This window comes from Tropicimonas sp. IMCC34043, from assembly GCF_003390845.1.
Lineage (GTDB): Bacteria > Pseudomonadota > Alphaproteobacteria > Rhodobacterales > Rhodobacteraceae > Tropicimonas.
In genome coordinates this window covers 140,967-166,778 of the sequence record NZ_QMEK01000003.1, presented here as the reverse complement: position 1 = coordinate 166,778, position 25,812 = coordinate 140,967, and the positions used below count along the sequence as shown (strand labels likewise).

Here is a 25,812-nt window from a genome sequence, read left to right as displayed (position 1 = left end):
TCCGGGCGGCGCAGCGCCGTTCCGGCCGTCAAGGCAGCCGCGAGGCCTCCCGAACGGACTGACACGGGCGCCGGAAAGCGGCGGGAGCCCACCGTCTGCAGAAAGTTCAGTTCAGCTGGAAGTGCAGAGGATAAACGCCGTCCTCGAACTCACCGAACAGATCCGACAGGTCGGGATGGTCGATCGGTTCGCCCGAATGGTCCGCCAACAGGTTCTGCTCCGAGACATAGGCCACGTAATAGCTTTGCGCATTCTCGGCCAGGAGGTGATAGAAGGGTTGCTCCTTGGTCGGTCTATTCTCTTCCGGGATGGCGTCGTACCACTCCTCGGAATTCGAGAATGTCGCATCCACGTCAAAGACGACCCCCCGGAACGGGTGCTTCCGGTGGCGGACGACTTGCCCGAGATGGAATTTCGCGTGGCTCTTGAGCATCTTTCCCATTCCCTTCGGTCCCTCACTAAGCCTTCCGGGCTTCGCTGTCCATTCCACAGCGCAGAGTTATGGGGCAACATTCTCCTGCTTTCGTTGCATATGCACAGGGAATTTGCGTCTCTTGACCGATGTTGAGCGTTTCCACCGCGATGGAATTCCTTTAGAATCGCACAAAAAAGAGCAGTCAAAGAACGATCGGACAGGCAAATGAGACGAATCCTTTGCGCGCTCGCGATGCTTGCGGCGCTCGGCGGCTGCGGCGGCGGCGACAAGAGCTCGCCGAGCAACCTCGACAACGCGTGCAGCATCGTTGCCGAACGTCCGTCCTATCTGCGCGCCATGCGCAAGGCCGAGCGGCAATGGGGCGTGCCGGTGCCGGTTCAGATGGCAGTCATCCATCAGGAAAGCGCCTTCGACGGCGATGCCCGCACCCCCTATCAATGGTCGCTCGGCGTGATTCCAATGGGCCGGCAAAGCTCGGCTTACGGCTATTCCCAGGCCCTCGATTCGACATGGGACGAATACCGCAAGCAGACCGGCAACCGCGGCGCAAAACGTGACCGGATCCGGGACGCCACCGATTTCATGGGCTGGTACATGACCGAGACCAGGCGGCGCACCGGCGTGCCGCTGTCCGATGCCCGCCGCCAGTATCTGGCCTATCACGAAGGCTGGAGCGGCTATGCCCGCGGCAGCTATAATGCCAAGGGCTGGCTGGTCGTTGTCTCGCAAAAGGTCGGCAACCGGGCGGTGATCTATGACCGCCAGCTGCGGTCCTGCGGCAAGCTCTGAGGCGCGACTGTCGACGTCAAAGACCGGCGGGCGCCCGGGCTAGCGGCCCTTCCGCCGGTTCGATTCGTGCTGGATGCTGAACATCCCGTCGCCAAGCGCACTGCCCTTTTCCAGCGTACCGAGGATCACCGTGGTGCGCTCGCCCGCGCTGTCGGTGATGATCCACTGCCGCAACTCGACCGGGTCGTCGGTGAACACCAGTCGGATATTGCCGTATTCAGGGTGATCGGGGTCCTGCGCCACCACCGTTGTCGAGTTGCCGTCGCTGCTGTGTCCGACCACCATTTTCGCCCGCGAGAAATTCACGTTCTGCTGCAGGATCAGGTTCAGCGGTGTCTGGCTGAGCGGGAACTGCTCGGGCATGGTCTGCGACTTGCCGTCGAAGATCGCGACCGTGCCACCGCCTGCGATCACCAGCGTCTTGTTCGGCGGGTCGTATTCAAACCGCACCCGGCCCGGCCGCTTGATAAAGACCTGCCCGGTCGAGATTGTTCCGTCGGAATTGATCTGGGTGAATTTGCCGTCGGCGGTCTGAAACGAGTTCAGATAGCGCGACAGCGCGTCAAGCGATATCGTTTGTGCCGCCCCGGGAAGGGCGGTTGAGAGGGCGAGCACGAGGGACAGCAGGATTGCGCGGATCATGCGACCCTGACTAAGGCCGCGCGCCACAACGCGCCAGCCCCCGCCGGTCAAAGCCGCGTGAGAGCGGCGGATTCCGGCCAGACAGCGCCCGGAATCGCCTGTTTTTCGGCCACCTGTCGAATGCAGGGCTCAACCCTGCTCGGGCACGAGGATCTCGCGTTTGCCGACGTGGTTCGAGGCGCTGACGAGCCCCTCGTCCTCCATCTGCTCCACCAGACGCGCGGCCTTGTTGTAGCCGATCGCCAGCTTGCGCTGGATGTAGGAGGTCGAACATTTGCGGTCCTTCAGCACGATCGCCACCGCCTGATCGTACAGCGCATCCTCGCCGTCGGTATTGCCGCCAAGCCCCAGAACCAGGTCGATGTCGCCTTCGCGGTCCTCGTCCGGCCCCTCGACCACGCTGCCGACGTATTCCGGCGGCCCGAGGGCCTTGAGGTGGTTCACGATCTCTTCGACCTCTTCGTCCGAAACGAAGGGGCCATGCACCCGGGTCAGCTTGCCGCCGCCGGCCATGTAGAGCATGTCGCCCATGCCAAGCAGCTGTTCAGCGCCCATTTCGCCGAGGATCGTCCGGCTGTCGATCTTCGAGGTGACCTGGAACGAGATCCGGGTCGGGAAGTTCGCCTTGATCGTGCCGGTAATGACATCGACCGACGGCCGCTGGGTCGCCATGATCAGGTGAATGCCCGAGGCCCGCGCCATCTGGGCCAGACGCTGGATGCAGGCCTCGATCTCCTTGCCCGCGACCATCATCAGGTCGGCCATCTCGTCAACCACGACGACGATGAAGGGCAAAAGCTCGGGCGCGAATTCTTCGGTCTCGAACACCGGTTCGCCGGTCTCGTCGTCAAAGCCGGTCTGGACGGTGCGCGAGAACATCTCGCCCTTGGCCAGCGCCTCGTGGACCCGGCCGTTGAAGCCCTCGATATTGCGCACGCCCATCTTGGACATCTTGCGATAGCGGTCTTCCATCTCGCCGACGACCCATTTCAGCGCCACGACCGCCTTCTTGGGGTCGGTGACGACGGGCGAAAGCAGATGCGGGATGCCGTCATAGACGCTGAGTTCCAGCATCTTGGGATCGATCATGATCATCCGGCATTCCTGCGGCGACAGGCGATAGAGCAGCGAGACGATCATGGTGTTGATCGCCACCGACTTGCCCGAGCCCGTGGTGCCCGCAATCAGCAGGTGAGGCATCTTGGCGAGGTTCGCCACCACCGGCGCACCGCCAATGTCCTTGCCCAGCGCCAGAGGCAGCGGCATCGAGGTGTCGCCGAAGGCGCGGGCCGAGAGGATTTCGCGCAGCACCACCTTTTCGCGGTTCACGTTCGGCAGTTCGATCCCGATCACCGAACGCCCCGGCACGGTCGAGACCCGGGCCGACAGGGCGGACATCGACCGCGCGATGTCGTCGGAAAGGCCGATCACCCGGCTCGCCTTCAGGCCCGGGGCGGGTTCAAGCTCGTACATGGTGACGACGGGGCCGGGGCGAACGCTGACGATCTCGCCCTTGACGCCATAATCGTCGAGCACGTTTTCCAGCATCCGGGCATTTTCCTCGAGCGCCTCGTCGGACAGGACATGGCGTTCGATCATGTTCGGGTTGGTCAACAGCGACAGCGGCGGCGCGTCATAGGCTTCGGGTTCGGCAGGTTCGAGTTTGAGCCGCGGCTGCGCCTCGGCCTGGGCCTTGCGCGAGGTCGGGATCGGCCCCCGCGGCGGATGCTGGACCACCGCGCGGGCCTCTTCGACCGGGATCGCGCGCGGAAGGATCCGCGGGGTCACCTGCGGGCCGCTCACACTGTCGCGATCAGGGATCTTCTGGCCGAAGTCATCGTCGTCGAAGTCGTCTGCGTCGTCCTCGACAATGATCGCGGACTTCGGTGCCGGGGTCGCGACCCGCTGCATCGGCGGCAGAGGGGCCACCGGCATGTCGTCAATCTCGGCCATCGGTGCTGGCGGCACGGCGCCCGGCACCTTCAGGATCAGCGGATCGGGCCGGCGGCGGCGCACCACCGGCGGTTCGACCCGGCCGAGGGTCGGCTCGCTGCGCGGCGTGACGGAATTGCCCGACCCCTTGCGGCCGCGCAGACGGATCGCATCGGCAATGCGCGAACGGATGTGGTCTTCGCTGGGGAAATCGACGGGCAGATCCTCGCGGTCGTCCTCCTCCTCGACCGCTTCCTGATCGGGCAGTTCGATGGACTCGGCCGGGCCGCGCCGGATCAGTGCGGTGACCGAACTGAAAAGCCCGCCCGGGGCGCGGCCGCGATCGTCGTCAGACAGCGCGTCGTCGTCATCCTCGATGACGAAGTCGTCCGCATCCGCCGCGGCGCGCCGGACAACCGGTTCGGCCCGACGCTCGACAGGCCCGGCCACGGTATCGGCCGCGGCAGTCCCCCGCGCCTCGGCATGGCGTGCCCGGCGCTCGACCATGTCGCGCGCGGCGTTCGAGGTGCCGGCGACGCCGCGCCCCGCCAGCCGCATCAGCGCATCGTAGCCAAGGATCATGCCGACGCTGACAAAGCGCAGGATCCGCCGCAGCTCGCCCGGATTGAAGCCAGCGACAAACAACAGCATCACGACGGCGCCCGCCCAGATCGGCACGGCAAGCATCCGCAGGCCGGAACTGGCCGAGATCGGCAACAGGTTCAGGATCGCCCCCAGAACCGTATCGCCGAACAGCCCGCCAAGGCCAAAGCTGTGCTCCCAGCCATCCGAGGGCACGATGGTCGAGGCATAGACCGCCGCCAGCGCCAGGGCGATCGGGGTAAAGATCACCCGGGCCAGCAAGCGGTCGGCGCCGAGGTTGAACAGAAGCCTGATGCCCCAGGCCAGCGCAGCCGGCGCAAGCACCCAGGCGCCAAAGCCCACGACCACGAACAGCGGCGCTGCGATGGCGGCCCCGATCGATCCCAGCATGTTCCGCACCGGGCCGTCCGAGGCGGCGAAGAACGAGGGATCCTGCGGCGAATAGCTTGCCAGCATCGCCGCAATCGCGCCCGCAAGCAGCACGAGGGCGATCCCCAGCAACTCGCGCCCGCGTTTCTCGATTGCCTCCTGTGTGGAGCTGTCCAGAAGCGGGTCGCGTTGTCGTGTCTGATAAGATGCCATCGAAAACCTCGCCTCTATTTTTCGTACAGGCAGGCGCGGAGTGCGCCAAGCCCGCGCTGCAATTCGTCGGGACCAACGACCATGGCGACCCGCAGGTGCCCGGCACCCGGGTTCACCCCCGCCACCGCCCGGCCAAGATAGGCGCCGGGCAGAACCCGCACGCCTGTTGCCTCGAACAGATGCCTGGCCGCGGCCTCGCTGTCCGCGACCGGCAGCCACAGAAAGAACCCGGCTGCAGGTCCGACATAGCCCGGGACGCCGGCCAGAGCTGCGTCGGCCAGACGGTATTTCTGCTGGTAGAGCGCGCGCGAAGCAGCGACATGGGCCTCGTCCGACCAGGCACGCTCGGCCACCCGTTGCAGCGGCAGCGGCAACGGCGCACCGGCATAGGCGCGCAAGCGGCGAATCTGCACCGTACAGGCGGGTCCCGCGGCGACAAAGCCCGACCGCAGCCCGGGCATGTTCGAGCGCTTGGACAGCGAATTGAACACGACCAGCCGTTCGGGATCGGCCGCCATGCCAGCGGCGATCTCAAGCGCACCGGGCGGCGGCGTGTCGCGATAGATCTCGGAGTAGCATTCGTCGGCAAAGACGCGGAAATCGTACCGCTCGGCCAGCGTCATCAACGCACGCCAGTACTCCGCACCGGCGACCGAGCCCTGCGGATTGGCCGGAGAGCACATATAAACGATTGCCGTCCGCTCGAGGATCGCCTCGGGCAGCGCCGCGAAATCGGGCAGGAATCCGGTCTCGGCCGTGGCCGGAACGAACACCGGCTCGGCCCCGACCGCGGCGGCCGCAACCGCATAGACCTGATAGAACGGGTTCGGGATCAGCACGACGGGGCGTTGTCCGCGTTTTTCTTCGGGGCAGAGCGCGAGGGCCGTGTTGAACAGCCCCTCGCGGGTGCCGTTCAGCACTGTCAGCCGGGTCTCGGGGTCGACCGCCACGCCATAGCGGCGCCCGATCCAGCCCGCGATTGCCTCGCGCAACCCGGGCGCGCCGTCGTTGGGCGGGTACTTGGCAAATTCGCCCGCATGGGCGGCCAGAACCTCGGCCAGAAAGGGCGGCATAGGATGACGCGGCTCGCCGATTGTCATGTCGACGACCTCACCCCCCGGTTCGGAGGAGGCAAGCAGCTTCCGCAGCCGCGGAAACGCATAATCTGGCAGGTTCGAAAACCTTTCGGGGAACGTCATACGCTCGCTTGCCGTTCTGTATTGGTTGTCACTGCCTCGGCCGGGGTCATGGCGCCCCGTTTGAGCAGAGATTAGCCAAGGGGGGGGCCATCGTCCAGAAATAGTGTCGCAGCCCTAGCCGCTTGTGGCATTTGCGCCAGTTATTTCTGCGGCATCGCAGCATGGCAGAGCATGGACATTTCCCGACATCGAGGGCATGTCTTCCCGCATGAAACATGACAGCGACATCCTGATCGTCGGAGGCGGGCTGAACGGCCCCGCGCTGGCGCTTGCCTGCGCCCAGGTCGGGCTGCGATCCATCGTCGTCGATGCGCTCAGCACCGAGACACGCGCGGATGCAGGCTTTGACGGACGCTCCTATGCGCTGGCGCTGGCGTCACAGCGGCTGCTCGCGGCAATCGGCGTCTGGAAACAGGTCGCCGACCACGCCCAGCCGATCCTGCACATCGTCACCACCGACGGACGGCCGGGCGAAGGGCCGCTTTATCCCTTCGCCATGCGGTTCGACGCGGCCGAGATCGACGAGGGGCCGATGGGCTTCATGCTCGAGGACCGCTTTCTGCGCCAGGCGTTGCTGACCGCGATCGAGGCCGAGCCGCTGGTGACCCATCGCCCCGGCGAGACCGTTGTGGCGCAACAGATCACCCCGGGCTCGGCCGAGATCACGCTGGCGTCGGGCGCGACCCTGCGCGGCGCACTTCTGGTCGGGGCGGACGGGCGACGCAGCGGAACCTGCATGCGTGCCGGGATCCAGCGCTTGGCCTGGGATTATCGCCAGACGGCGCTTGTCTGCGCGGTCGAACACGACCTGCCCCACAACGGCACGGCGCAACAGTTCTTCATGCCGCACGGGCCGCTTGCCATCCTGCCGCTGCCGCCGGGCAACCGCAGTTCGATCGTCTGGGCCGAAGCGCCCGAGATCGCGGCCGAGATTGCAGCGCTTGACGACGACGGCTTCCTTGCTGCCTTGCGTCCGCGGTTCGGCGATTTCCTGGGCGAGATACGGCTCGCAGGGGCGCGCTTCAGCTATCCCCTGAACCTGACCATGGCCAACCGCACGGTGGGCGAACGTCTGGCGCTGATCGGCGATGCCGCACAAGGCGTGCATCCGATTGCCGGACAGGGTTTCAACCAGGGTCTGTGCGACGTCGCGACCCTGACCCAGGTTCTGGCCGAGGCGCACCGCCGTGGCGAGGACATCGGAGCGCGGCTGGTTCTGGAACGTCACGCCAGTTGGCGCAGCTTTGACAGAGCGTCGCTTGCCTTTGGCATGGATGCGGTCAACCGGCTGTTTTCAAATGACAGCGCGATCCTGCGACTGGGCCGCAACCTGGGCATGGGGGCGGTGCAATCGATGCCCGGCCTGCGCCGGTTCTTCATCCGCGAAGCCGCCGGCCTGACCGGCGATCTGCCGAACCTGCTGAAGGGCCGGCCGGCCTGACAATCGTACCGGCGGCGGCTGACGTCCCCGTCAGCCGGCCATCCTGTCGAGCGGGATCTGGCATTTGTCCGAATCGCCGCCGCAGGTCAGAAGCAGCCCGTCGCCGCAAACACTGGTCGCATCCTCGTAAGACGCCGGCGTTCTGCCGTGGGAACACCACTGCGAACAGGAATATCCAGGACTTCTGCGCGCGCGACGTTCCCCGCCAGCGCAGACCAGCCACGTCGCCGAGACCTGGGTGTGAACGTGAAAGAAAGGGCATTCGGCCATCTTGGCACCCCGAGAAATTCATATCTGTGGCTGCACGCCGTTGCCGTCACATGGGGCGTTGCATCCGGAAAATTTAATGCCAGAACGATAACACCTTTATTGACGACCGCAACGATACATAAGCCGTCTTAGGCAGTCGTTAATTGCGGAAAGTAATTTCCATGCAGATTTCCCGGGACCGAAAAGCGCCTGTCGCGCTCACGCCCGCTGCCATAGACGCTTTGGCCAAGGAGTCAATCCAGTTTGCGCGCCTCATCGATCAGCATGATCGGAATGCCGTTGCGGATCGGATAGGCAAGCCCCGCAGCGCGCGAGATCAGCTCCTGCCGAGCCGGATCATAGCTGAGCGTCGCTCCGGTCTGCGGGCAGACCAGCGCCTCGAGCATGTGCCTGTCGACGGCCTGCGCGGGTCTGGCGGGCGCGTCGCTCATTGCATCACCTCGTTTCCGTCGTCGCCTGCGTGCAGGGCGAACCGGATCAGTGCGGTCAGGGATTCGCGCCGGTCGGCCAGGGTCGGGGCTTCGAGCAGTGCCTGCTTGTCCTCGACCTCGAAGGGACAGAGCATCGCAAGCGAGTTGATCAACAACTCGTCCTGCGCATCCTTCAACGTGCTCCAGTCGGTCGTCAGCGACAGCGCGTCGAAATACCGTGCCAAGAGCTTCAGAAAGGCGGCGCGGTCCAGCCCCGGGTCATGCTCGGTCGCACCAAGATCGCTGGCGAAAGAATCCCAGCCGACATCGGCCTTGCGGTAGGGTGCAAACCCGGACACCTCGCGCAGGATCCGGAACCGCGAGATCCCGGTAAGCGTGATCATGTAGCGCCCGTCGCCGGTTTCGGAAAAGCCGGTCACGCGGCCAGCGCAACCGATCGCCTGCAGCTCGCTCTGGCCGGCCGTGGCTGCAAGGCGTGGCTGCACCATTCCGATCAGCCGGTGCTGGGTCTTCAGAACATCATCGAGCATCGCCAGATAGCGCGGCTCGAAGATCTGCAGCGGCAGCCGGGCGCGCGGCAAAAGCAATGCCCCCGGAAGCGGGAACATCGGGATGACATCGGGCAGATCGCTTGCGGCAAACATGATCTCATCCTAGCCGCTTGTCGCCGTCACGCAAATATCATCGAACTGAGTTTGCGCCGGCCGTTGAGCACGATCGGATCGGTTGGCTTCAGCGCCTCGAAGATGGTGAAAAGCTGCGCCTTGGCCGCGCCGTCGTTCCATTCGCGGTCGCGGCGGAACAGATCGAGCAGTTCGGCCACCGCGGCCTCGACCTCGCCACCGGCATGGAGCGCCTTTGCAAGGTCGAACCGGGCCTGAAGGTTGTCCGGATCGGCCTCGACCGCGGCGCGAAGCTCGGCCACGGGGCCTGCCTCGGCGGCCTGCAGGGCAAGCTCCAGCTGGGCGCGCGCCGAGTCGATCTCGGGAGCGCCAGCGATCTCCGACGGCACGCTCTTGAGCAGCAATTCGGCCTGTTCGATATCCTTCAACGCCAGATGCGCCCGCACCATGCCGCCATAGGCCGCCGCATTGGCGGGGTCCTCGCCGAGGATCGCGGCAAAGGTCTGGGCGGCATCGACAGCCGCACCTTCGGCCAGCATTGCCTCGGCCGCCTCGATCGCGGCGCCAAGCCCGCCGTCCCCGGCCATGTCGGCAACACGGGAAACAAAGGCCGTGACCTCGGACTGCGGTTGCGCGCCCTGGAACATCTCGACGACCTGGCCCTTGTAGAAGGCAACGACGGTCGGGATCGATTGCAGCGGCAGGCCCTGCTGAACCAGCATCTGCGCCAGCCTCTGGTTCTGATCGACGTCGATCTTGACCATCTTGACCCGGCCGCGGGCATCGCCCACCGCCTTTTCCAGCATCGGCCCCAATGTCTTGCAGGGGCCGCACCATGTCGCCCAGAAATCGACGATGACGGGCAGGTCCTGGCTGCCATCGACCACATCGGCCATAAAGGTGGCCTCGGTTCCGTCCTTGATCAGATCGCCTGCTTGCGAAGCAACGTCCTTTTTGCCCAGTTCGAGCATTCGCCCACTCCCAATTGCTTGTTGTCGTCTATATGGCCCGCGCCAGTTCCGGTTCCAAGCCCCGAACGGCCCCCCGGATCAGCGAAGCCGGGGTGGCGGGACCGCGGTCGGGGCAGCTGGAGCGGCCTTCCCGTGCCGAAGAAGCAGCCGGCAGCCGGCCCGCTGCAGCGGTTGTTCGATCCAGCTATAGGCCAGAATGCCAAGCAAGATCGAGGCCGCGAAGGCCAGCACCATATAGACCACCGCGCCCGGCACGCTCGCCTCGAGCCCGAGCCGATGCTTGAACAGCAACTCCAGCAGTACCTGCGGGAACAGGTGGACCAGATAGATCGCATAGGACGCATCGCCGATGCGGCGCAGCCAGGGGTGGTGGGCCTCGGCCGCCGGCAACCCGAGCATGCCGATCAGCACAAGCAGGCCGGGCACCCCCCAGGCTGGCAGGCGCATCAGCATCGGATCGTCGAGCGTGAGGGTCGCCACAATCATGAGCGCGACGCCAAGAACAAGGCAGGCCGCGGCCGGCACCCCAATTGGCAGCCTGCCGCGGCACCAGAGGTATCCGGCCGCGACCCCCATCGCGAATTCGAGCAGCAACGGGTCGGTATAGGTGGCAACCAGCGGCCCCTTTTCAGCAAGAAACCCGCCCGCGATCACCAGCGCCCCGAGGATCGCGCAGAGCGCTGCCAGCCGTTGCTCGGCCCGGAGCATCAGGCAAAGCGCAAAGACGAGGTAGAAAAACATCTCGTAATTCAGGGTCCAGCCGACAAAGAGCACCGGAAAAAAGGTCTGCGTCGTCGGGTTTACATGGGGGATGAACAGCAGCGACTGCAGGATGTGGGCGGGCGTCATCACGCTCCACCAAAACACGCCGGTGACGGCCAGCAGCACCCAGAGGCCGGTAAAGATCCAATAGGCCGGGACGATGCGAATGATCCGGTGCATGATGAACTCGGCCGGCGCCACCGGCCGCCGTTCGGCGACGACCCACATGATGAAGCCGCTGATGACGAAGAAGATGTCGACCCCGGCCTCGCCCACCGACAGCAGCGGCATCGCCTCGCGCGGGATCGCGTCGGGAAACCGGAAATGGACATGGAACGCGACGACCATGAGCACGGCAACCGCGCGCAGGTATTGAACAGATTCGAGTTTCTGCACCGCCACTCCGCAAATGGCCTGCCACCGCGCCTCTGCCATAGCACAGATCGCCAGGAAGTCCCAAGTGATGAGTTCTGGGGCATCGATCTGCCCCCCGAACCCGGGGCCGGATCAGAGATCGAAGCTTGCAAAGACCGGCGCGTGGTCCGACGGCTTTTCCCATCCGCGCGCGGCCCGCAGGACCCGACTGGAATGCGCCGCCGCCGCGATGTCGGGTGTCGCCCAGACATGGTCAAGCCGCCGGCCCTTGTCGGCCGCGTCCCAGTCAGGCGCACGATAGGACCACCAGGAATACAACGGCCCTTCGGGGATATCGGCGCGGGTCACGTCGACCCAGCCGCCGGCCTCCTGGGTTTCGGCAAGCTGGTCGACCTCGACCGGCGTGTGGCTGACCACCTTCAGCAATTGCTTGTGGTTCCAGACGTCATCCTCGCGCGGGGCGATGTTCAGATCGCCCACCAGGATCGCCCGCTCGGGCCGTTCGGCGCGGAACCAGTCGCGCATGCCGACCAGATAGTCGAGCTTCTGGCCGAACTTCTCGTTCAGGTCGCGGTCGGGAACGTCGCCGCCGGCCGGGACATAGAAGTTGTGGATCACGACACCGTTCTCCAGCCGTCCGGCGACGTGTCGGGCATGTCCGAGACCCGCGAAGTCCTGATCGCCCAGATCCTCCATCGGCAGCTTCGACAGGATCGCGACGCCGTTATAGCCCTTCTGCCCGCGGGCGATCATGCTTTTGTAGCCCAGCACGGCGAAGATCGAGGCCGGGATCTTGTCCACCGGGCTCTTGCATTCCTGCAGGCACAGGATGTCGGGCGCCTCATCGCGCAGCAACCGCGCGACAAGGTCGGCGCGCAGGCGCACCGAATTGATGTTCCAGGTGGCAATGGTGAAGGTCATGGGTCTCTCCGGCTCGACCGGCGCGACCCTAGCGGCGCGGCCACCGGCGCTCAAGCAGAAGCGCGAGCGTGAGGCCGAAAGGCGCAGACCGATAGAGGCGTTCGGGAACCACCGGCTTCCCCGGCGTCACAAAACTGCAGTCAAACCGAAATAGGGACGACATGCGGGTTCCCTTCCGCCAGAATTCATCGGAGCGATCAATGACCTCGAAACTTCGCCATGCGCGGATTGCGCTAGCCCTGTGCACAACGCTTGCGGCCAGCGCCGCCCTTGCCGACAATGCCCCCTTTACCATGGGTCTTTGGGGCGACATGCCCTATGCAAAGGCCTCGGACTCGCCCTTCATCCCGGCTTTGATTGCGGACATGAACGCCTCGGACATCGCCTTCTCGATGTATGACGGCGACATCAAGGACGGCAGTTCCGAATGCACCGACGCGATCTATGACGACGCGATGACCATGTTCAATTCGCTGAAGGCGCCGGTCCTTTACGTGCCGGGCGACAACGAATGGACCGATTGCCACCGCACCAACAACGGCGGCTGGGACAACCTCGAACGTCTCGATCACCTGCGCAAGACCCTGTTCGGCAAGCTCGGCACCCTTGGCCAGGCCTCGATGGACGTGGAACGTCAGGGCGCGCCGGGCGAGAAATTTGCCGAGAACGTGCGCGTGTCGAAGAACGGCGCGATGTTCGTCGGGCTGAACATTCCCGGCAGCAACAACAACCTCGTTGCCGACGACGCGGCCTGCACCAAGAAAAGCGCACGCACGCCCGAGCAATGCGCGGCCGACAACGCCGAATATCAGGAACGCGATGCCGCCAACACAGCCTGGCTGAAGGCCTCCTTCGCCGCGGCCAAGGCTAAAGGCGACAAGGGTGTGATGATCGTCATCCAGGCCGACCCCGGCTTTGACGTGCCCGAAACCGAGGATGACGACGAAAGCCGTCTGCCGGGCAAGGAAGGCTATGCCGCGTTCCTCGACACGCTGATCGCCGAAACCGAAGCCTTCGACGGCCAGGTCGTTCTGGTGCATGGCGACACGCATTTCTTCAAGATCGACAAGCCGCTGCCCGATGCCTCCCACATGCTGGCGAACTTCACCCGGGTGCAAACCTTCGGCAGCCCCAACATCCACTGGATCAAGGTCGATGTGGATGCCGCAACCCGCGACGTCTTCACCTTCCACCCGATGATCGTGAAGGCCAACGCGACCAAATCCCTGTCCCGGTAGGCAAAGGTCCGCAGGCACGGGGACCGCTCCCTGCGCGTTCTGCCATGCGGAACGGACCAGCGGTGGCAGATCTTCGCCCCTCAGGCCGTGCATATGGCCGCAGTAAAAAAAGGGCCGCCAAGAATGGCGGCCCAGTCCAACAGGGAGGATGCCACGTCATAGCCCCGACGTGACCAGGGGATTCTGGCAGATACTGGTTAACAATCGCCTTCACAAACGCGGCGACACGCGCCCTCTCAAGCTACCAGACGATAACCGCCCGATTCCGTCACCAGAAGCCGGGCATTTGACGGATCGGGCTCGATCTTCTGCCGCAGGCGATAGATGTGGGTTTCCAGCGTGTGGGTCGTGACCCCGGCGTTGTATCCCCAGACCTCGTGCAACAGCACGTCCCGCGGCACCACGCCCTCGCTGGCGCGATACAGGTATTTCAGGATGTTGGTCTCTTTCTCGGTCAGCCGGATCTTGCGCTCGGCCGGATCGACCAGCATCTTCATCGCCGGCTTGAACGTATAGGGTCCAAGCTGGAACACGGCATCCTCGGATTGCTCATGCTGGCGCAACTGGGCGCGGATCCGCGCCAGCAGCACCGGGAACTTGAACGGCTTCGACACATAGTCGTTGGCCCCGGCGTCGAGGCCAAGGATCGTGTCGGCGTCGCTGTCATGCCCGGTCAGCATCAGCACCGGGCACTTGACGCCCTGCTTGCGCATGACACGGCACAACTCGCGTCCGTCACTGTCGGGCAGGCCGACGTCGAGAATCACCAGATCGTAGAGACCGGCTTTCGATTTTTCCAAAGCCTCCTGGCCGCTCGCAGCCTCGAAGACGTCGAAATCCTCGGTCATGACCAGTTGCTCGCTCAGCGCCTCGCGCAGATCGTCGTCGTCATCGACCAGCAGGATCTTTTTCAGGTTTCCCATGCGGATATTCCTCGCTCTCTGAATCGCAAATGCGTGACGCTCGCGAATCCGACAAGTTTTGCTGCAGGGATTTCACGCCGATGTGTCCCCAGCCGGCAAATGTTTCAACTTTGCCACCCAACGGATAGAGAAGACGCCACCAGACTCAGGAGCCCCGCCCATGTCCCTGTCCCTCACCCCGGCCGAACGGCGCGCCCGCGCCCGCGCCGACCTGCGCCTGGGCCTGCCGATCTGCCTGTCGGGCGGCGGACCTGTCCTGCTCGCCGCCGCGGTCGAGACCCTCGGGGCAGCGCGGTTCGCCGCGCTTGCCGGCCGCACCGGCGCCTCCCTTGCAATCACCCGCCACCGGGCCGAGACGCTGAAAGCGCGTGCCTATGACGGAGATCTGGCCCGCATCGCGCTCCCCGAGGGGGCGACGCTCGACTGGGCCCGGTCTGTTGCCGACCCGGCCAGCGACCTCGACATGCCGATGAAGGGCCCGTTCAGGACGCTCCGCGACGGCGATACGGCGCTGCACCGCGAGGCGATCGGACTCACCAAGGAGGCACGGCTGTTGCCGGCGGTGCTGGTCGCCCCGGTTCTGCCGCTCGACGAAACCGCAACCCTGACCACACTCGATATCGCCACCGACGGCCGCCCCGAGGCGGGCGCGCAGTTCGACGAGGTGGTCTCGGCCCGGCTGCCGATGGCGCTGGCCCGCGCCGGACGGCTGCATGTCTTCCGCCCCGACGACGGCGGCGAGGAACATTATGCAATCGAGGTGGGCCAGCCCGATCGCAGCAAGCCGGTGCTGGCGCGCCTGCATTCGGCCTGCTTCACCGGCGATCTCCTCGGCTCGCTCAAATGCGATTGCGGCCCGCAACTGCATGCAGCCCTGGCCGCGATGAACACCGAGGGCGCCGGCATCCTGCTCTATCTCAACCAGGAGGGGCGCGGCATCGGGCTTGCCAACAAGATGCGCGCCTACCGCCTGCAGGACCAGGGCTTCGACACGGTCGAGGCCAACCACCGGCTCGGCTTCGAGGATGACGAGCGCGATTTCCGTATCGGCGCGGCGCTGCTGCGCGCGATGGGCGTGGGCGCGGTCAGGCTGATGACCAACAACCCCGCCAAGATCGCGATGATGCGGGCGCAGGGGATCGACGTGACCGAACGGGTGCCACTGAAAGTCGGACTCACACCCGAGAACGCCGCCTATCTGGCAACCAAGGCCGCCAAGTCGGGCCATCTGTTTTGAGCCCGCTGGACATTGTCCTGACCCCGCGCGGCATCCGGTTCCACGGCCGGCTTGTCCCCGCCGCCATCGGCCGCACCGGGATCACGGACGACAAGCGCGAAGGCGACGGCGCAACCCCGCGGGGCTGCCACCGCATCACCGGCCTGCTCTATCGCCCCGACCGACTTCCCCGCCCGACCCCTTGGGCCAAAGCTATCGGCCCGCGCGATCTGTGGTCCGACGATCCGACCGACCCGTCTTACAATCAGCCCGTGACAGCGCCCCACGGCTTCAGTCACGAGGCGCTGCGCCGCCCCGATCCGCTCTATGACCTGATCCTCGTCACCGACTGGAACAGCCGCCCTGCCCTGCCCGGCCGCGGCTCGGCGATCTTCCTGCACATCTGGCGCAGCCCGCGCTATCCGACCGCCGGCTGCATCGCCTTCCGCCGCGATCACCTGCACTGGATCGCGTCGCGCCTTTGCCCTGGAACGACGCTCATCGTCCCCTGATCGACCCCGGCTTCTTCTGTTCCCAAATATCCCCGCCGGAGGCACGCCGCGCAAGCGGCGTCCCCCCCTCAGCCGTAGTCGCGTTCGCCAAACAGCGCCGAACCGACCCGCACATGGGTCGCGCCCGCGGCAATCGCACGCTCGAAATCGCCGCTCATCCCCATCGACAGCCCGGCAAGCCCGTTGCGCTCGGCAAGCCCGGCGAGCCGGGCGAAATGCAGCGCGGCGTCCTCGTCGACGGGCGGGATGCACATCAACCCCTGCACCGGCAGATCCATGGCGCGGGTTTCAGCGACAAAACCATCGACCGCCGCGGGCAACACGCCCGCCTTCTGCGGCTCCTCGCCGGTATTGACCTCGATGAACAGCGGCGGGCAGATCCCGGTCTCCTGCGCCAGCCGCGCCAGCACCTGGGCCAGTTTCGGCCGGTCGAGCGTGTGGATCGCATCGAAAAGCTCGATCGCCGCGCGCGCCTTGTTGGTCTGCAACGGCCCGATCAGGTGCAGCTCGATCCCCTCGAAGCGTTCGCGGAACCCGGGCCATTTGCCCTGCGCCTCCTGCACCCTGTTCTCGCCGAACACCCTCTGGCCCTGTTCCAGCACCGCCGCGACCCGGTCGTTCGGCTGCACCTTCGACACCGCGATCAGTTGCACCGACCCCGCGGGCCGCCCTACCGCCGCCTCTGCCGCGGCAATCCGCGCCTCGATCTCTCTCAGGCCCATGTCACAGCACCCCTTCCCGCTCCAGCGCCTCGCTCAGGGGCTGAAGCTCGGTCGAAAACTTCTCCCACGCCTGTGCCGAACTGCGATAGATCGGCTGCCGCACCTGCTGGATCGACAGCGTCTTTACCTCGCGCTTCGTCTCGTGAAACGACAGGCAGGCCGGGTCCCAGTCAAGCCCCGCGGCCGCGATCAGTGCCCGCGTCTGCGCCTCGGGCTCGGCCACCAGATCCTCATAGACCACCTCGTGGAAGGCGTCCGGGATCGTCTCGCGCCAGAACTCGAGGATCTTCAGGAAGCTCTGATAATACCCTGCAAGGCTTTGAAAGTCATAGGCATAAAGGTGCTTTCCATCGACGAACAGGTTCTTGTAGATGGAATACAGCAGATCGCGCGGATCGCGGCGCACGACCAGAAACCGCGCGTTCGGGATCGCCTGCTTCAGCAGGCCGATGATCAGATGGGTCTGAATCGACTTGTCGGTCACCCGCGCGGCAAAGCTGACCGACCGGCGCACTGCATCGCTATAGGCTTGGCCGAAGGCCGCGATCTGCTCGGGGGCGAGGCTCGCCATGGGACGAAAGCCCTTTTCAGGCTCGCCGATCAGGCCATAGGCCAGCCGCAACCCATGCAACATCTCGTCGCCCGCCGTCACATCCGGGTGGCTCGCCAGGATCTGTTCGACCAGCGTCGTACCGGACCGCGGCATGCCGGTGACAAAGATCGGCGCGAACCCCTCGGGCCCCGGACCGACCGGGGTGAAATCGTGGCCGCGGAAGGTGGCAATCAGCTGGTCGACCTCGGATTTCCGCCGCGCGATGTCATAGGGAAATGCCGCGTGCATGGCCGCATTGGCGGGGTTCAGATAGCGGAACACCCGGTCGAACTGGCCGCTGTCCTCCATCGCCTTGGCAAGCGCGAACTGCAGCTGGATCCGGCTGCGCCCGGTGACCCGCTTGTCGGCATGAGCCTTCTGCATCGCGCCGATCAGCGGATCGCCCTTCTTCAGCTTCCGGGTCGAGGTCAGCATCCGGTAAAGCTGCCCCTCAAGCGGCGCCAGCTTCAACGCCTTGCGAAGCTGCGCCTCGGCGGCATCGAAGTCGCCGGTCCGCTGCAACACCAGCGCCTTGTCGGCAAGCGGGCGCACCTGTTTCGGCAACCGGCGGATCAGATCGTCGTGCAGCGCAAGCGCCTCGTCGATCCGGCCCGCGGCTTCATAGGCGCTGGCCAGTCCGCGCAGAACCTCGACCTCATCTGGCCTGAGCTTCCGTGCAGTCTCGAGATGCGCGACCGCGGCCGCGGCATCGCCACGGGCAAAATCGATCCGGCCAAGCTGGAAATGGGCCTCGAACATGCCGGGCGCCGCGGCGACGATGCTCGCATGCAGCGCCCGCGCCTCGTCAAGGCGCCCGGCTTTCTGCAATTGCAGGCCGCGCTTGTAGGTATCGGGAATGGTCTTGGGGTCGAGAGGCAGCATCGGCGGTCCATCCAGGCAAGCTCTGCCCCGTGCTAGCACCCGGCCGGGCGGGACGAAAGCAGCGCAATGAAAAACCGCCACGCCGGCGAATTTCCGGGCGAAACGGCGCGCGGATAGGCACGCGCCCGGACATCGACACTTTTTGACCGCCCGGTCAAATTTCTCTTTGCCAGAACTCCAAAGCCGTGCCAGCCTGCACCCAGAAGCTCTCCAGCAGGGGTTTGCACCATGCAAAACAGCCAGAGAACGCCGGGGGTCGCCGCCGGACGGTTCGACCCGGCGACTATCGACCGGAATTTCGACGATCTGCACGCACCGCTCGATGCCCACGAGGCACGGGTGGCGGCTGATCGCTGCTATTTCTGCTATGAGGCGCCGTGCATGACGGCCTGCCCGACATCGATCGACATTCCGCTGTTCATCCGCCAGATCCAGACCGCCGACACCGAAGGATCGGCGCGCACGATCCTGAGCCAGAACATTCTGGGCGGCATGTGCGCCCGGGTCTGCCCGACCGAGACGCTGTGCGAGGAAGCCTGCGTACGGATGGCGGGCGATGGCGAACCGGTCGAGATCGGCCGGCTGCAGCGCTTTGCGACCGATCACCTGATGGCCAAAGGCGTCCACCCCTTTGCCCGCGCCACGGCGACCGGCCGGCGTGTGGCGGTGGTGGGTGCGGGGCCCGCGGGCCTTGCCTGTGCCCACCGGCTGGCGATGAAGGGCCACGAGGTGGTGATCTTCGACGCGCGCCCGAAACCGGGCGGCCTGAACGAATTCGGCATTGCGGCCTACAAAGCGACCGACGACTTTGCCGCCCGCGAGGTCGCCTGGCTGATGCAGATCGGCGGCATCGAGTTGCGCTGTGGCAAGGCACTAGGCGAGGGCCTGACGCTGGAGGGCCTGCGCGCAGATTTCGACGCGGTGTTCCTCGGGATCGGCCTTGCGGGCGTTCGGGCGCTGGAGGTGCCGGGCGAGGATCAGACAGGCGTCGTGAACGCCGTCGATTTCATTGCCGAGCTGCGCCAGTCCCGCGATCTGACCTCGCTGCCCGTCGGGCGCGATGTGGTGGTGATCGGCGGCGGCATGACGGCGGTCGATGCCGCGGTGCAATCCCGCCTTCTGGGGGCCGAGACCGTGACCATGGTCTATCGCCGAGGTCGCGAGAAACTGTCGGCCTCGGTCTATGAACAGGATCTGGCGACCTCGAAAGGCGTTCGCATCGTGCTGAACGCCCAGCCCGTGGCGGTCGAGGGCGATGGCACGGTCAGCGGCGTGACCTTCGCCTATTCCGAGGACGGACCGGAGGGTCTGCGGCTGTCTAACGAACGCTTCACGATCCCGGCCGATCAGGTCCTGAAGGCCATCGGCCAGACCCTGAGCGGCGCGCCCGAGGGGCTTGAGACCGCAGGCGGCAAGATCGCGGTAACGGGGCCGGGGCGGACCTCGGTCGCCGGGGTCTGGGCCGGGGGCGATTGCGCAACCGGCGGCGAGGACCTGACAGTCACCGCCGTCGCCGATGGCCGCGACGCGGCCGAGGACATCCATGCGTCGCTTGTGGGCGACGCGGCCATCGCGGCCGAGTGACGGAGCAACGACAATGGCAAATCTCGCGTCCGACTTCGTGGGGATCAAGTCCCCGAACCCGTTCTGGCTGGCCTCGGCGCCGCCGACCGACAAGGAATACAACGTCCGCCGCGCCTTCGAGGCGGGCTGGGGCGGTGTGGTGTGGAAGACGCTCGGCGAGGCAGGCCCGCCCGTCGTCAACGTCAACGGCCCGCGCTATGGCGCGATCTGGGGCGCGGACCGGCGGCTGCTGGGGCTGAACAACATCGAGTTGATCACCGACCGGCCGCTCGAAGTGAACCTGCGCGAGATCACCGCGGTCAAGAAGGACTATCCCGACCGCGCCGTCGTCGTCTCGCTGATGGTGCCCTGCACCGAAGAGGCCTGGAAGGCGATCCTGCCCTTGGTCGAGGAAACCGGCGCCGACGGGGTCGAGCTGAACTTTGGCTGCCCGCACGGCATGGCCGAACGCGGCATGGGATCGGCCGTCGGTCAGGTGCCCGAATACATCGAGATGGTGACGCGCTGGTGCAAGGAAGCCACCCGGATGCCGGTGATCGTGAAGCTGACACCGAACGTCACCAGCATCCTCGGCCCGGCCGAGGCCGCCAGACGCGGCGGCGCCGATGCGGTCAGCCTGATCAACACCGTGAATTCGATCACCTCGGTCAACCTCGACACCATGGCGCCCGAACCGACCATCGACGGCAAGGGTACCCATGGCGGCTATTGCGGCCCGGCGGTCAAGCCGATCGCGCTGAACATGGTGGCCGAGATCGCGCGCAACCCCGAAACCGCCGGCCTGCCGATCAGCGGCATCGGCGGGGTCACGACCTGGCGCGATGCGGCCGAATTCATGGCGCTTGGCGCCGGTAACGTGCAGGTCTGCACCGCGGTCATGACCTATGGTTTCCGCATCGTCGAAGAGCTGATCGCCGGTCTGTCGGACTGGATGGATAGCAAGGGCTATGGCTCGGTCGCCGAGATCACGGGCCGTGCCGTGCCGAACGTCCGCGACTGGCAGCACCTGAACCTGAACTATGTCACCAAGGCAAAGATCAATCAGGACGCCTGCATCAAGTGCGGCCGCTGCTTTGCCGCCTGCGAGGATACCTCGCATCAGGCGATCTGGATGAAGGAAGGGCGGGTCTTCGAGGTGAACGACGCCGAATGCGTGGCCTGCAACCTCTGCGTCAACGTCTGCCCGGTCGAGAACTGCATCACGATGGAACAGATGACGCCGGGCGAGACCGATCCGCGGACGGGCCGCAAGGTCGCGGCCGAACATGGCGACTGGACGACCCATCCCAACAACCCGTCCTTCGTGAAAGCCGCGGAATAACTCCATCGCCCGATGCGGGACGCCCGGCGCTCGGTTTGCCGGGCCTTCGGGCGTCCTGCCTCCGTCCGTCTCAGGCGCCGCCCGTGTCGGGATATTGCACTGCCAGCGCCTGGTCTGTTGCCAGCCGGAACAGCTGTCTCTCCGGCGTTTCAGGTTCGCTTGCCCGCGTCATCAACCCGACCGGACCCTCGGTTCCGCCGGTCTCGATCGGCAGCCGTATCAATCGCCCTTCGGCCAGTTCGTTGGCAATGACGCCGGTCGTGATGATCCAGATTGCATCGCTCTGGCGGGTATGGACGCGCCCGAACGCGCCCGAGACCGTTTCGATCCTGCGCTTGGGTTCAGGAATTCCCTCGGCAATGAACAGCCGTTCGACAAAGGGGCGGATCGCAGCCCAGGGCGGCGGATAGATTACCGGCCAGTCGACGATCCGGCGGAACTCCGGCGCCTCGAGGATCGGATGTCCGGGTCGGACCACAAAGGCGACATCTTCCAGATAGAGCTGGGTAAAAGACAGCCCGCGCATGGTTTCGGGCGCCCCGAGCCGCCCGATCACGACGTCGAGCAGACCGCCGCGTAGCTGCGCGGTCAGGTGGTCGTGGGAGCCGTCGGCAATGGTCAGCCGCAGCTCCGGAGCCATGATCGTTGACTGGACGACGATCTCGGGCATCAGCCGTGCGGCGACCGAAGGCAACGCCCCGACCCGCAGCGTCAGCGCCCCCTCGCGGCCTGCATCCTCGATCCCCGCAATACCAAGCTCCAATGCCGACAGGCTTTTTTGCGCAAAGCCATGAAAGTGCTCGCCCTGCGGGGTCAGTGCGATCCCGGCGCGGCCACGTTCCAGCAGGCGCGCGCCGACGATGTCTTCCAGCTCGGCCAGACTGCGCGAAATGGCGGGCTGGGTCAGGTACAGACGTTCCGCGGCGCGCTTCAGGCTTCGCTGCCGAACGATTTCAACCAGCGCCTGAAGGTGGCGGATCTTGATGCGGCGATGCATTACTTACCACTTTTGGTATCTAACGTTGAATTTATATCATTTTACTTACCGCTACCAATAGGCAAATTTGAGCACAGGGGAGGAACATGAATGCGTACTCAGGTTGTAATCGTCGGTGGCGGCCCGTCCGGGCTGCTGCTGGGGCAGCTTTTGCACAAGCGCGGCATCGACGCCGTGGTGCTGGAGCGAAAGACCCGGGACTATGTGCTCGGCCGCATTCGTGCCGGCGTGCTTGAGACCGGTCTGGTCGCGCTGATGGAACAGGCCGGCGTCGCGGATCGGCTGCATCGCGAAGGCTTCGTGCATGACGGCACCCAGGTCGCGTTCAACGGCGAGATGTTTCACGTCGATTTCAAGAAGCTGACCGGCACGCCCGTCATCGTCTATGGCCAGACCGAGCTGACCCGCGATCTCTATGACGCCCGCGAGGCCAGCGGCGCGCCGATCGAATTCGAGGTCGACGATGTCGTCATCCACGACGCCGACACCGAAAGCCCCTATGTCACCTATCGCCTGCATGGGCAGGACAAGCGGATCGACTGCGATTTCGTCGCCGGCTGCGACGGCTTTCACGGCGTCAGCCGCCAGACCATTCCGCTGACCGTCCGTCGCGAATATGAAAAAACCTATCCCTTCGGCTGGCTCGGGGTGCTCTCCGAGACGCCGCCTGTCCACGACGAGCTGATCTATTCGAACTCTGAACGCGGCTTCGCGCTCTGTTCGATGCGCAACGATCATCTGTCGCGCTATTATATCCAGTGCGCGCTGTCCGACAGCCCCGAGGACTGGACCGACGACGCATTCTGGCAGGAACTGAAGCGGCGGCTTCCCGAGGCCGTTGCCGACCGGCTGATCACCGGCCCGTCGATTGAAAAATCCATCGCGCCGCTGCGGTCCTTCGTGACCGAACCGATGCGCTGGGGCCGGCTGTTCCTGTGCGGCGACGCGGCCCATATCGTGCCGCCGACCGGGGCCAAGGGCCTGAACACCGCGGCAAGCGACGTGCAATACCTGCTGACCGGCCTGTGCCAGTGGTACGAGGATGGCGACTCCGATGGGCTCGACCGCTATTCGGAGAAGGCGCTGCTGAGGATCTGGAAGGCCGAGCGCTTCAGCTGGTGGTTCAGCTCGCTGCTGCATCGTTACCCGGACCAGAGCGAGTTCGACCTGAAGATGCAGCAAAGCGACATCGCCTTCCTGCGCGACAACGAGGCCCAGCAGCGTGCCTTCGCGGAAAACTACGTCGGGCTGCCCTATTGATGCAAAGAGCGCAGGTAAACGGCGCCGGGCTGCATTTTGCCGACGAGGGTCCGCGGGACGGCAAGGCGCTGGTCTTCGCCAATTCGCTCGGCACCGATCTGCGGCTGTGGGACGCGCTTGTGCCGCATCTGCCCGCCGGGCTGCGGCTGGTGCGCTATGACAAGCGCGGTCACGGCCTGTCCGAGGCGACGCCGGGCCCCTACAGCATCGACCAGATGGCGGACGATGCCGCGGGCCTGATCCGTCACCTGGGATTGACCGAGGTCACCTTCGTCGGTCTTTCGATCGGGGGCATGATCGGCCTGTCGCTGGCGGCACGGCACCCTGGCCTGTTGCGCGCGCTTGTCGTGTCGAACAGCGCGGCCAGGATCGGCACCGAGGAGATGTGGCAAGACCGGATCGCGGCAATCCGCAGTGGCGGGCTGGGCCAGATCGGCGCGCCGACGATGGAGCGCTGGTTTTCGCCCGACTTCCGCGCCTCGGGCGCCGCAGACCTGTGGCAAACCATGCTGGAACGACAGCCGCTGGCGGGCTATGTCGCCTGCTGCGAGGCATTGGCGGCGGCGGATCTGACCGATCAGGCGCGGGGCCTGCGGTTGCCCGTGCAACTGATCGGCGGCTCGCTTGACGGGTCGACCCCGCCTGCGCTGGTGCAACAGACCGCGCAACTGATCGACGGGGCCAAATATGCCGAAATCGCGGGCGCCGGTCATCTGCCCTGCGTCGAGGCGCCCGCGGCCTTTGCCGCGATACTCACGCAATTCCTGAAGGAGGTCGGTCATGTCTGATCGCTATGAGACCGGCATGAAGGTACGCCGCGAGGTTCTGGGCGACGCGCATGTCGACCGCGCCGAGGCGCAGAAGACCGAGTTCGACGCCCGGTTCCAGGATCTGATAACCAATGGCGCCTGGGGCACGGTCTGGGCAAGCGACGGGATCAGCCGCCGCGAACGGTCGATGCTGACGCTTGCGCTGCTCGCGGCTGCCGGGAATTTCGAGGAGATCCCGATGCACATCCGCGCCACCGCCCGCACCGGGGCCAGCCGCAGCGACGTGATCGAGGTGTTTCAGCACGTGGCGATCTATTGTGGCGTGCCGCGGGCCAACCACGCGCTCAAGCTCGCCAAGCAAACCTATGCCGAAATGGACGCCGGGGAGGGCCAATCCGAATGACACCAGCCGAATATTACCAGCGCGACCGCACGATGCAGCCGCCAGCGCATACGCCGAACTACAAGACCTCGGTCGCGCGGTCGCCGCGCTACAGCCTGATCTCGTTGCAGCAATCGGCGTCCGAGATCACTGGACCGGTCTTTGGCCACAACGACATCGACCCGATCGACAACGACCTGATCAAGAACTACGCCAAGACCGGCGATCCGGTGGGCGAACGGATCATCGTCCATGGCCGGGTGCTGGACGAGAACGCACGTCCCGTGCCCAACACGCTGGTCGAAATCTGGCAGGCCAATGCCGGCGGACGCTATCGCCACAAGAAGGATACCTATCTTGCGCCCATCGACCCCAATTTCGGCGGTTGCGGCCGCACGCTGACCGACGAGAACGGATACTACTATTTCCGTACGGTGAAACCCGGCGCCTATCCCTGGCGCAACTGGGTCAACAGCTGGCGTCCGGCGCATATCCATGTGTCGATCTTCGGCGCCTCGTTCAGCCAGCGGCTGATCTCGCAGATCTATTTCGAGGGCGATCCGCTGATCCCGCTGTGTCCCATCGTTCATACGGTTCCCGACCCCGCGGCCATCGACAGGCTGGTGGCAAAGCTGGACATGAACGCAACGATCCCCTTGGATACGGTTGCCTACAAGTTCGACATCGTGTTGCGCGGCCGCCGGTCCACGCTGTTTGAAAACCGTCTGGAGGGGAACTGAGATGCCGCAGGAACTGAACTATCTCCCCGAAACCGCCTCGCAGACGGCGGGCCCCTATGTGCACATCGGCCTCGCCCCCGGTGCCGCGGGTTTTGACATCTATCGCCGCGAGCTTGGCTGGGACATTGCCGGGCCGAACGCAAAAGGCGAGCGGATCCGCGTCGAGGGCGTGGTGATCGACGGCATGGGCAGCCCGGTCAAGGATGTCCTGATCGAGGTCTGGCAGGCCAACGCGGACGGCATCTATGCCCATCCCGAACATCCCGGCGAGGTCGAGGAGGGCTTTCGCGGCTGGGGCCGGGTGATCACCGATTTCGCGACCGGCGAATGGGGCTTTGACACTGTCAAGCCGGGGCCGGTCAGGGCGCGCCGCGAAATGGCGTCCGAGGTCCGGCCGGCAGCGCAGGAAGAGCAGATCGATGCACATGGACGCGGCCATCAGGGGCTGCGTGAAATGGCGCCGCATCTCAACCTGTGGATCGTCGCGCGCGGCATCAACATCGGGCTCAACACGCGGATGTATTTCGACGACGAGGCCGAGGCGAATGCCAAGGACCCGGTGATCAACCTGATCGAATGGGAACGCCGCCGCCAGACGCTGATCGCCAAACGCTCGATGCGCGACGGCACGCCGGTCTACCGGTTCGAGATCCGCCTGCAGGGCGAGGACGAAACCGTGTTCTTCGACATCTGAGG

At 65.4% G+C, this 25,812-nt stretch carries 25 protein-coding genes; 12 read left to right on the top strand and 13 right to left on the bottom strand.

Annotation, left to right across the window (positions count from 1 at the left end):
- Positions 1-106 precede the first annotated feature (106 nt).
- On the bottom strand, positions 107-433 hold the full coding sequence (gene hspQ, locus DQG17_RS13285; RefSeq protein ID WP_116133605.1) for a heat shock protein HspQ: 327 nt from the start codon (positions 431-433) through the stop codon (positions 107-109).
- 207 nt (positions 434-640) lie between these two features.
- On the opposite strand from hspQ, the gene DQG17_RS13280 reads away from it, so the two are divergent.
- Positions 641-1,225, top strand: coding sequence for a transglycosylase SLT domain-containing protein (locus DQG17_RS13280; protein ID WP_116133333.1), 585 nt, complete (start codon positions 641-643; stop codon positions 1,223-1,225).
- Between the two features lie 39 nt (positions 1,226-1,264).
- Here DQG17_RS13280 and DQG17_RS13275 read toward each other — a convergent pair whose 3' ends face one another.
- The 3 genes from DQG17_RS13275 to DQG17_RS13265 all read right to left on the bottom strand — a co-directional run bounded on the left by DQG17_RS13275 (position 1,265) and on the right by DQG17_RS13265 (position 6,183).
- Positions 1,265-1,867: an outer membrane lipoprotein carrier protein LolA gene (locus DQG17_RS13275; protein WP_116133332.1), complete on the bottom strand. Its 603-nt coding sequence runs from the start codon at positions 1,865-1,867 to the stop codon at positions 1,265-1,267.
- Between the two features lie 129 nt (positions 1,868-1,996).
- Positions 1,997-4,984 (bottom strand): DNA translocase FtsK, encoded by a 2,988-nt coding sequence (locus tag DQG17_RS13270; protein WP_116133331.1) that lies wholly within the window; start codon positions 4,982-4,984, stop codon positions 1,997-1,999.
- A gap of 14 nt (positions 4,985-4,998) precedes the next feature.
- The gene (locus DQG17_RS13265; RefSeq protein ID WP_116133330.1) at positions 4,999-6,183 is read right to left on the bottom strand and encodes an aminotransferase class I/II-fold pyridoxal phosphate-dependent enzyme; all 1,185 of its coding nucleotides are present in this window, start codon (positions 6,181-6,183) and stop codon (positions 4,999-5,001) included.
- Between the two features lie 208 nt (positions 6,184-6,391).
- Between DQG17_RS13265 and DQG17_RS13260 the strand changes: the two genes are divergently transcribed.
- Positions 6,392-7,624: a UbiH/UbiF/VisC/COQ6 family ubiquinone biosynthesis hydroxylase gene (locus tag DQG17_RS13260; RefSeq protein ID WP_116133329.1), complete on the top strand. Its 1,233-nt coding sequence runs from the start codon at positions 6,392-6,394 to the stop codon at positions 7,622-7,624.
- Positions 7,625-8,127: 503 nt separating this feature from the next.
- Here DQG17_RS13260 and DQG17_RS13255 read toward each other — a convergent pair.
- The 5 genes from DQG17_RS13255 to DQG17_RS13235 all read right to left on the bottom strand — a co-directional run bounded on the left by DQG17_RS13255 (position 8,128) and on the right by DQG17_RS13235 (position 11,977).
- The gene (locus tag DQG17_RS13255; protein ID WP_116133328.1) at positions 8,128-8,325 is read right to left on the bottom strand and encodes a Trm112 family protein; all 198 of its coding nucleotides are present in this window, start codon (positions 8,323-8,325) and stop codon (positions 8,128-8,130) included.
- The gene (locus tag DQG17_RS13250; protein WP_116133327.1) at positions 8,322-8,969 is read right to left on the bottom strand and encodes an LON peptidase substrate-binding domain-containing protein; all 648 of its coding nucleotides are present in this window, start codon (positions 8,967-8,969) and stop codon (positions 8,322-8,324) included. Before DQG17_RS13250 ends, DQG17_RS13255 begins: the two co-directional genes overlap by 4 nt.
- A 26-nt stretch (positions 8,970-8,995) precedes the next feature.
- On the bottom strand, positions 8,996-9,919 hold the full coding sequence (locus DQG17_RS13245) for a tetratricopeptide repeat protein (RefSeq protein WP_116133326.1): 924 nt from the start codon (positions 9,917-9,919) through the stop codon (positions 8,996-8,998).
- Positions 9,920-9,997: 78 nt separating this feature from the next.
- A complete protein-coding gene (locus DQG17_RS13240) occupies positions 9,998-11,077 on the bottom strand; it encodes an acyltransferase (protein WP_157973609.1) in 1,080 nt (359 codons plus the stop codon).
- A gap of 111 nt (positions 11,078-11,188) precedes the next feature.
- Positions 11,189-11,977, bottom strand: coding sequence for an exodeoxyribonuclease III (locus tag DQG17_RS13235; protein ID WP_116133324.1), 789 nt, complete (start codon positions 11,975-11,977; stop codon positions 11,189-11,191).
- Positions 11,978-12,177: 200 nt separating this feature from the next.
- Here DQG17_RS13235 and DQG17_RS13230 point away from each other — a divergent pair, with 200 nt between their 5' ends.
- On the top strand, positions 12,178-13,215 hold the full coding sequence (locus DQG17_RS13230; RefSeq protein WP_198666117.1) for a hypothetical protein: 1,038 nt from the start codon (positions 12,178-12,180) through the stop codon (positions 13,213-13,215).
- 236 nt (positions 13,216-13,451) lie between these two features.
- Here DQG17_RS13230 and DQG17_RS13225 read toward each other — a convergent pair whose 3' ends face one another.
- Positions 13,452-14,138 carry a response regulator transcription factor gene (locus DQG17_RS13225; RefSeq protein ID WP_116133323.1) on the bottom strand — a complete coding sequence of 229 codons (687 nt, stop codon included), beginning with the start codon at positions 14,136-14,138 and terminating at the stop codon, positions 13,452-13,454.
- Between the two features lie 160 nt (positions 14,139-14,298).
- On the opposite strand from DQG17_RS13225, the gene ribA reads away from it, so the two are divergent.
- Both ribA and DQG17_RS13215 read left to right on the top strand, forming a co-directional pair.
- Positions 14,299-15,375 carry a GTP cyclohydrolase II gene (gene ribA, locus DQG17_RS13220; RefSeq protein ID WP_116133322.1) on the top strand — a complete coding sequence of 359 codons (1,077 nt, stop codon included), beginning with the start codon at positions 14,299-14,301 and terminating at the stop codon, positions 15,373-15,375.
- The gene (locus DQG17_RS13215) at positions 15,372-15,866 is read left to right on the top strand and encodes a L,D-transpeptidase (RefSeq protein ID WP_198666116.1); all 495 of its coding nucleotides are present in this window, start codon (positions 15,372-15,374) and stop codon (positions 15,864-15,866) included. Before ribA ends, DQG17_RS13215 begins: the two co-directional genes overlap by 4 nt.
- 68 nt (positions 15,867-15,934) lie before the next feature.
- Here DQG17_RS13215 and DQG17_RS13210 read toward each other — a convergent pair whose 3' ends face one another.
- Positions 15,935-16,588: a YggS family pyridoxal phosphate-dependent enzyme gene (locus DQG17_RS13210; protein WP_116133321.1), complete on the bottom strand. Its 654-nt coding sequence runs from the start codon at positions 16,586-16,588 to the stop codon at positions 15,935-15,937.
- Position 16,589: 1 nt separating this feature from the next.
- Entirely contained in the window at positions 16,590-18,062 is a 1,473-nt protein-coding gene (locus DQG17_RS13205) for a sulfotransferase (RefSeq protein ID WP_116133320.1), read from the bottom strand.
- 228 nt (positions 18,063-18,290) lie between these two features.
- Here DQG17_RS13205 and DQG17_RS13200 point away from each other — a divergent pair, with 228 nt between their 5' ends.
- Positions 18,291-19,646: an NAD(P)-dependent oxidoreductase gene (locus DQG17_RS13200; protein WP_116133319.1), complete on the top strand. Its 1,356-nt coding sequence runs from the start codon at positions 18,291-18,293 to the stop codon at positions 19,644-19,646.
- A gap of 13 nt (positions 19,647-19,659) precedes the next feature.
- Complete coding sequence (gene preA, locus DQG17_RS13195; RefSeq protein ID WP_116133318.1) at positions 19,660-20,967, top strand: NAD-dependent dihydropyrimidine dehydrogenase subunit PreA; 1,308 nt, start codon at positions 19,660-19,662, stop codon at positions 20,965-20,967.
- Between the two features lie 70 nt (positions 20,968-21,037).
- Here preA and pcaQ read toward each other — a convergent pair whose 3' ends face one another.
- Positions 21,038-21,964, bottom strand: coding sequence for a pca operon transcription factor PcaQ (gene pcaQ, locus DQG17_RS13190; RefSeq protein ID WP_116133317.1), 927 nt, complete (start codon positions 21,962-21,964; stop codon positions 21,038-21,040).
- A gap of 90 nt (positions 21,965-22,054) precedes the next feature.
- On the opposite strand from pcaQ, the gene pobA reads away from it, so the two are divergent.
- The 5 genes from pobA to DQG17_RS13165 are packed head-to-tail and all read left to right on the top strand — an operon-like array spanning position 22,055 to position 25,810.
- Complete coding sequence (pobA, locus tag DQG17_RS13185; protein ID WP_116133316.1) at positions 22,055-23,224, top strand: 4-hydroxybenzoate 3-monooxygenase; 1,170 nt, start codon at positions 22,055-22,057, stop codon at positions 23,222-23,224.
- Positions 23,224-24,012, top strand: coding sequence for a 3-oxoadipate enol-lactonase (pcaD, locus tag DQG17_RS13180; protein ID WP_116133315.1), 789 nt, complete (start codon positions 23,224-23,226; stop codon positions 24,010-24,012). The genes pobA and pcaD overlap by 1 nt, the downstream gene beginning before the upstream one ends.
- Positions 24,005-24,397 carry a 4-carboxymuconolactone decarboxylase gene (gene pcaC / locus DQG17_RS13175; protein WP_116133314.1) on the top strand — a complete coding sequence of 131 codons (393 nt, stop codon included), beginning with the start codon at positions 24,005-24,007 and terminating at the stop codon, positions 24,395-24,397. Before pcaD ends, pcaC begins: the two co-directional genes overlap by 8 nt.
- The gene (pcaH, locus tag DQG17_RS13170; RefSeq protein WP_116133313.1) at positions 24,394-25,116 is read left to right on the top strand and encodes a protocatechuate 3,4-dioxygenase subunit beta; all 723 of its coding nucleotides are present in this window, start codon (positions 24,394-24,396) and stop codon (positions 25,114-25,116) included. The genes pcaC and pcaH overlap by 4 nt, the downstream gene beginning before the upstream one ends.
- Before the next feature lies 1 nt (position 25,117).
- Complete coding sequence (locus DQG17_RS13165) at positions 25,118-25,810, top strand: protocatechuate 3,4-dioxygenase subunit alpha (RefSeq protein ID WP_116133312.1); 693 nt, start codon at positions 25,118-25,120, stop codon at positions 25,808-25,810.
- The last annotated feature ends 2 nt before the right edge of the window (positions 25,811-25,812 follow it).

Excerpts from the sequence above, each read along its gene's own strand:
- pcaH (WP_116133313.1), top strand. The coding sequence starts at position 24,394 with ATGACACCAGCCGAATATTACCAGCGCGACCGCACGATGCAGCCGCCA.
- DQG17_RS13200 (WP_116133319.1), top strand. The coding sequence starts at position 18,291 with ATGCAAAACAGCCAGAGAACGCCGGGGGTCGCCGCCGGACGGTTCGAC.
- DQG17_RS13230 (WP_198666117.1), top strand. The coding sequence starts at position 12,178 with ATGACCTCGAAACTTCGCCATGCGCGGATTGCGCTAGCCCTGTGCACA.
- ribA (WP_116133322.1), top strand. The coding sequence starts at position 14,299 with ATGTCCCTGTCCCTCACCCCGGCCGAACGGCGCGCCCGCGCCCGCGCC.
- pcaD (WP_116133315.1), top strand. The coding sequence starts at position 23,224 with ATGCAAAGAGCGCAGGTAAACGGCGCCGGGCTGCATTTTGCCGACGAG.
- DQG17_RS13280 (WP_116133333.1), top strand. The coding sequence starts at position 641 with ATGAGACGAATCCTTTGCGCGCTCGCGATGCTTGCGGCGCTCGGCGGC.
- DQG17_RS13225 (WP_116133323.1), bottom strand. The coding sequence starts at position 14,138 with ATGGGAAACCTGAAAAAGATCCTGCTGGTCGATGACGACGACGATCTG.
- DQG17_RS13265 (WP_116133330.1), bottom strand. The coding sequence starts at position 6,183 with ATGACGTTCCCCGAAAGGTTTTCGAACCTGCCAGATTATGCGTTTCCG.
- pcaQ (WP_116133317.1), bottom strand. The coding sequence starts at position 21,964 with ATGCATCGCCGCATCAAGATCCGCCACCTTCAGGCGCTGGTTGAAATC.
- DQG17_RS13270 (WP_116133331.1), bottom strand. The coding sequence starts at position 4,984 with ATGGCATCTTATCAGACACGACAACGCGACCCGCTTCTGGACAGCTCC.
- DQG17_RS13205 (WP_116133320.1), bottom strand. The coding sequence starts at position 18,062 with ATGCTGCCTCTCGACCCCAAGACCATTCCCGATACCTACAAGCGCGGC.
- hspQ (WP_116133605.1), bottom strand. The coding sequence starts at position 433 with ATGCTCAAGAGCCACGCGAAATTCCATCTCGGGCAAGTCGTCCGCCAC.
- pcaC (WP_116133314.1), top strand. The coding sequence starts at position 24,005 with ATGTCTGATCGCTATGAGACCGGCATGAAGGTACGCCGCGAGGTTCTG.
- DQG17_RS13250 (WP_116133327.1), bottom strand. The coding sequence starts at position 8,969 with ATGTTTGCCGCAAGCGATCTGCCCGATGTCATCCCGATGTTCCCGCTT.
- DQG17_RS13245 (WP_116133326.1), bottom strand. The coding sequence starts at position 9,919 with ATGCTCGAACTGGGCAAAAAGGACGTTGCTTCGCAAGCAGGCGATCTG.
- DQG17_RS13165 (WP_116133312.1), top strand. The coding sequence starts at position 25,118 with ATGCCGCAGGAACTGAACTATCTCCCCGAAACCGCCTCGCAGACGGCG.
- DQG17_RS13275 (WP_116133332.1), bottom strand. The coding sequence starts at position 1,867 with ATGATCCGCGCAATCCTGCTGTCCCTCGTGCTCGCCCTCTCAACCGCC.
- pobA (WP_116133316.1), top strand. The coding sequence starts at position 22,055 with ATGCGTACTCAGGTTGTAATCGTCGGTGGCGGCCCGTCCGGGCTGCTG.
- DQG17_RS13255 (WP_116133328.1), bottom strand. The coding sequence starts at position 8,325 with ATGAGCGACGCGCCCGCCAGACCCGCGCAGGCCGTCGACAGGCACATG.
- preA (WP_116133318.1), top strand. The coding sequence starts at position 19,660 with ATGGCAAATCTCGCGTCCGACTTCGTGGGGATCAAGTCCCCGAACCCG.
- DQG17_RS13210 (WP_116133321.1), bottom strand. The coding sequence starts at position 16,588 with ATGGGCCTGAGAGAGATCGAGGCGCGGATTGCCGCGGCAGAGGCGGCG.
- DQG17_RS13260 (WP_116133329.1), top strand. The coding sequence starts at position 6,392 with ATGAAACATGACAGCGACATCCTGATCGTCGGAGGCGGGCTGAACGGC.
- DQG17_RS13235 (WP_116133324.1), bottom strand. The coding sequence starts at position 11,977 with ATGACCTTCACCATTGCCACCTGGAACATCAATTCGGTGCGCCTGCGC.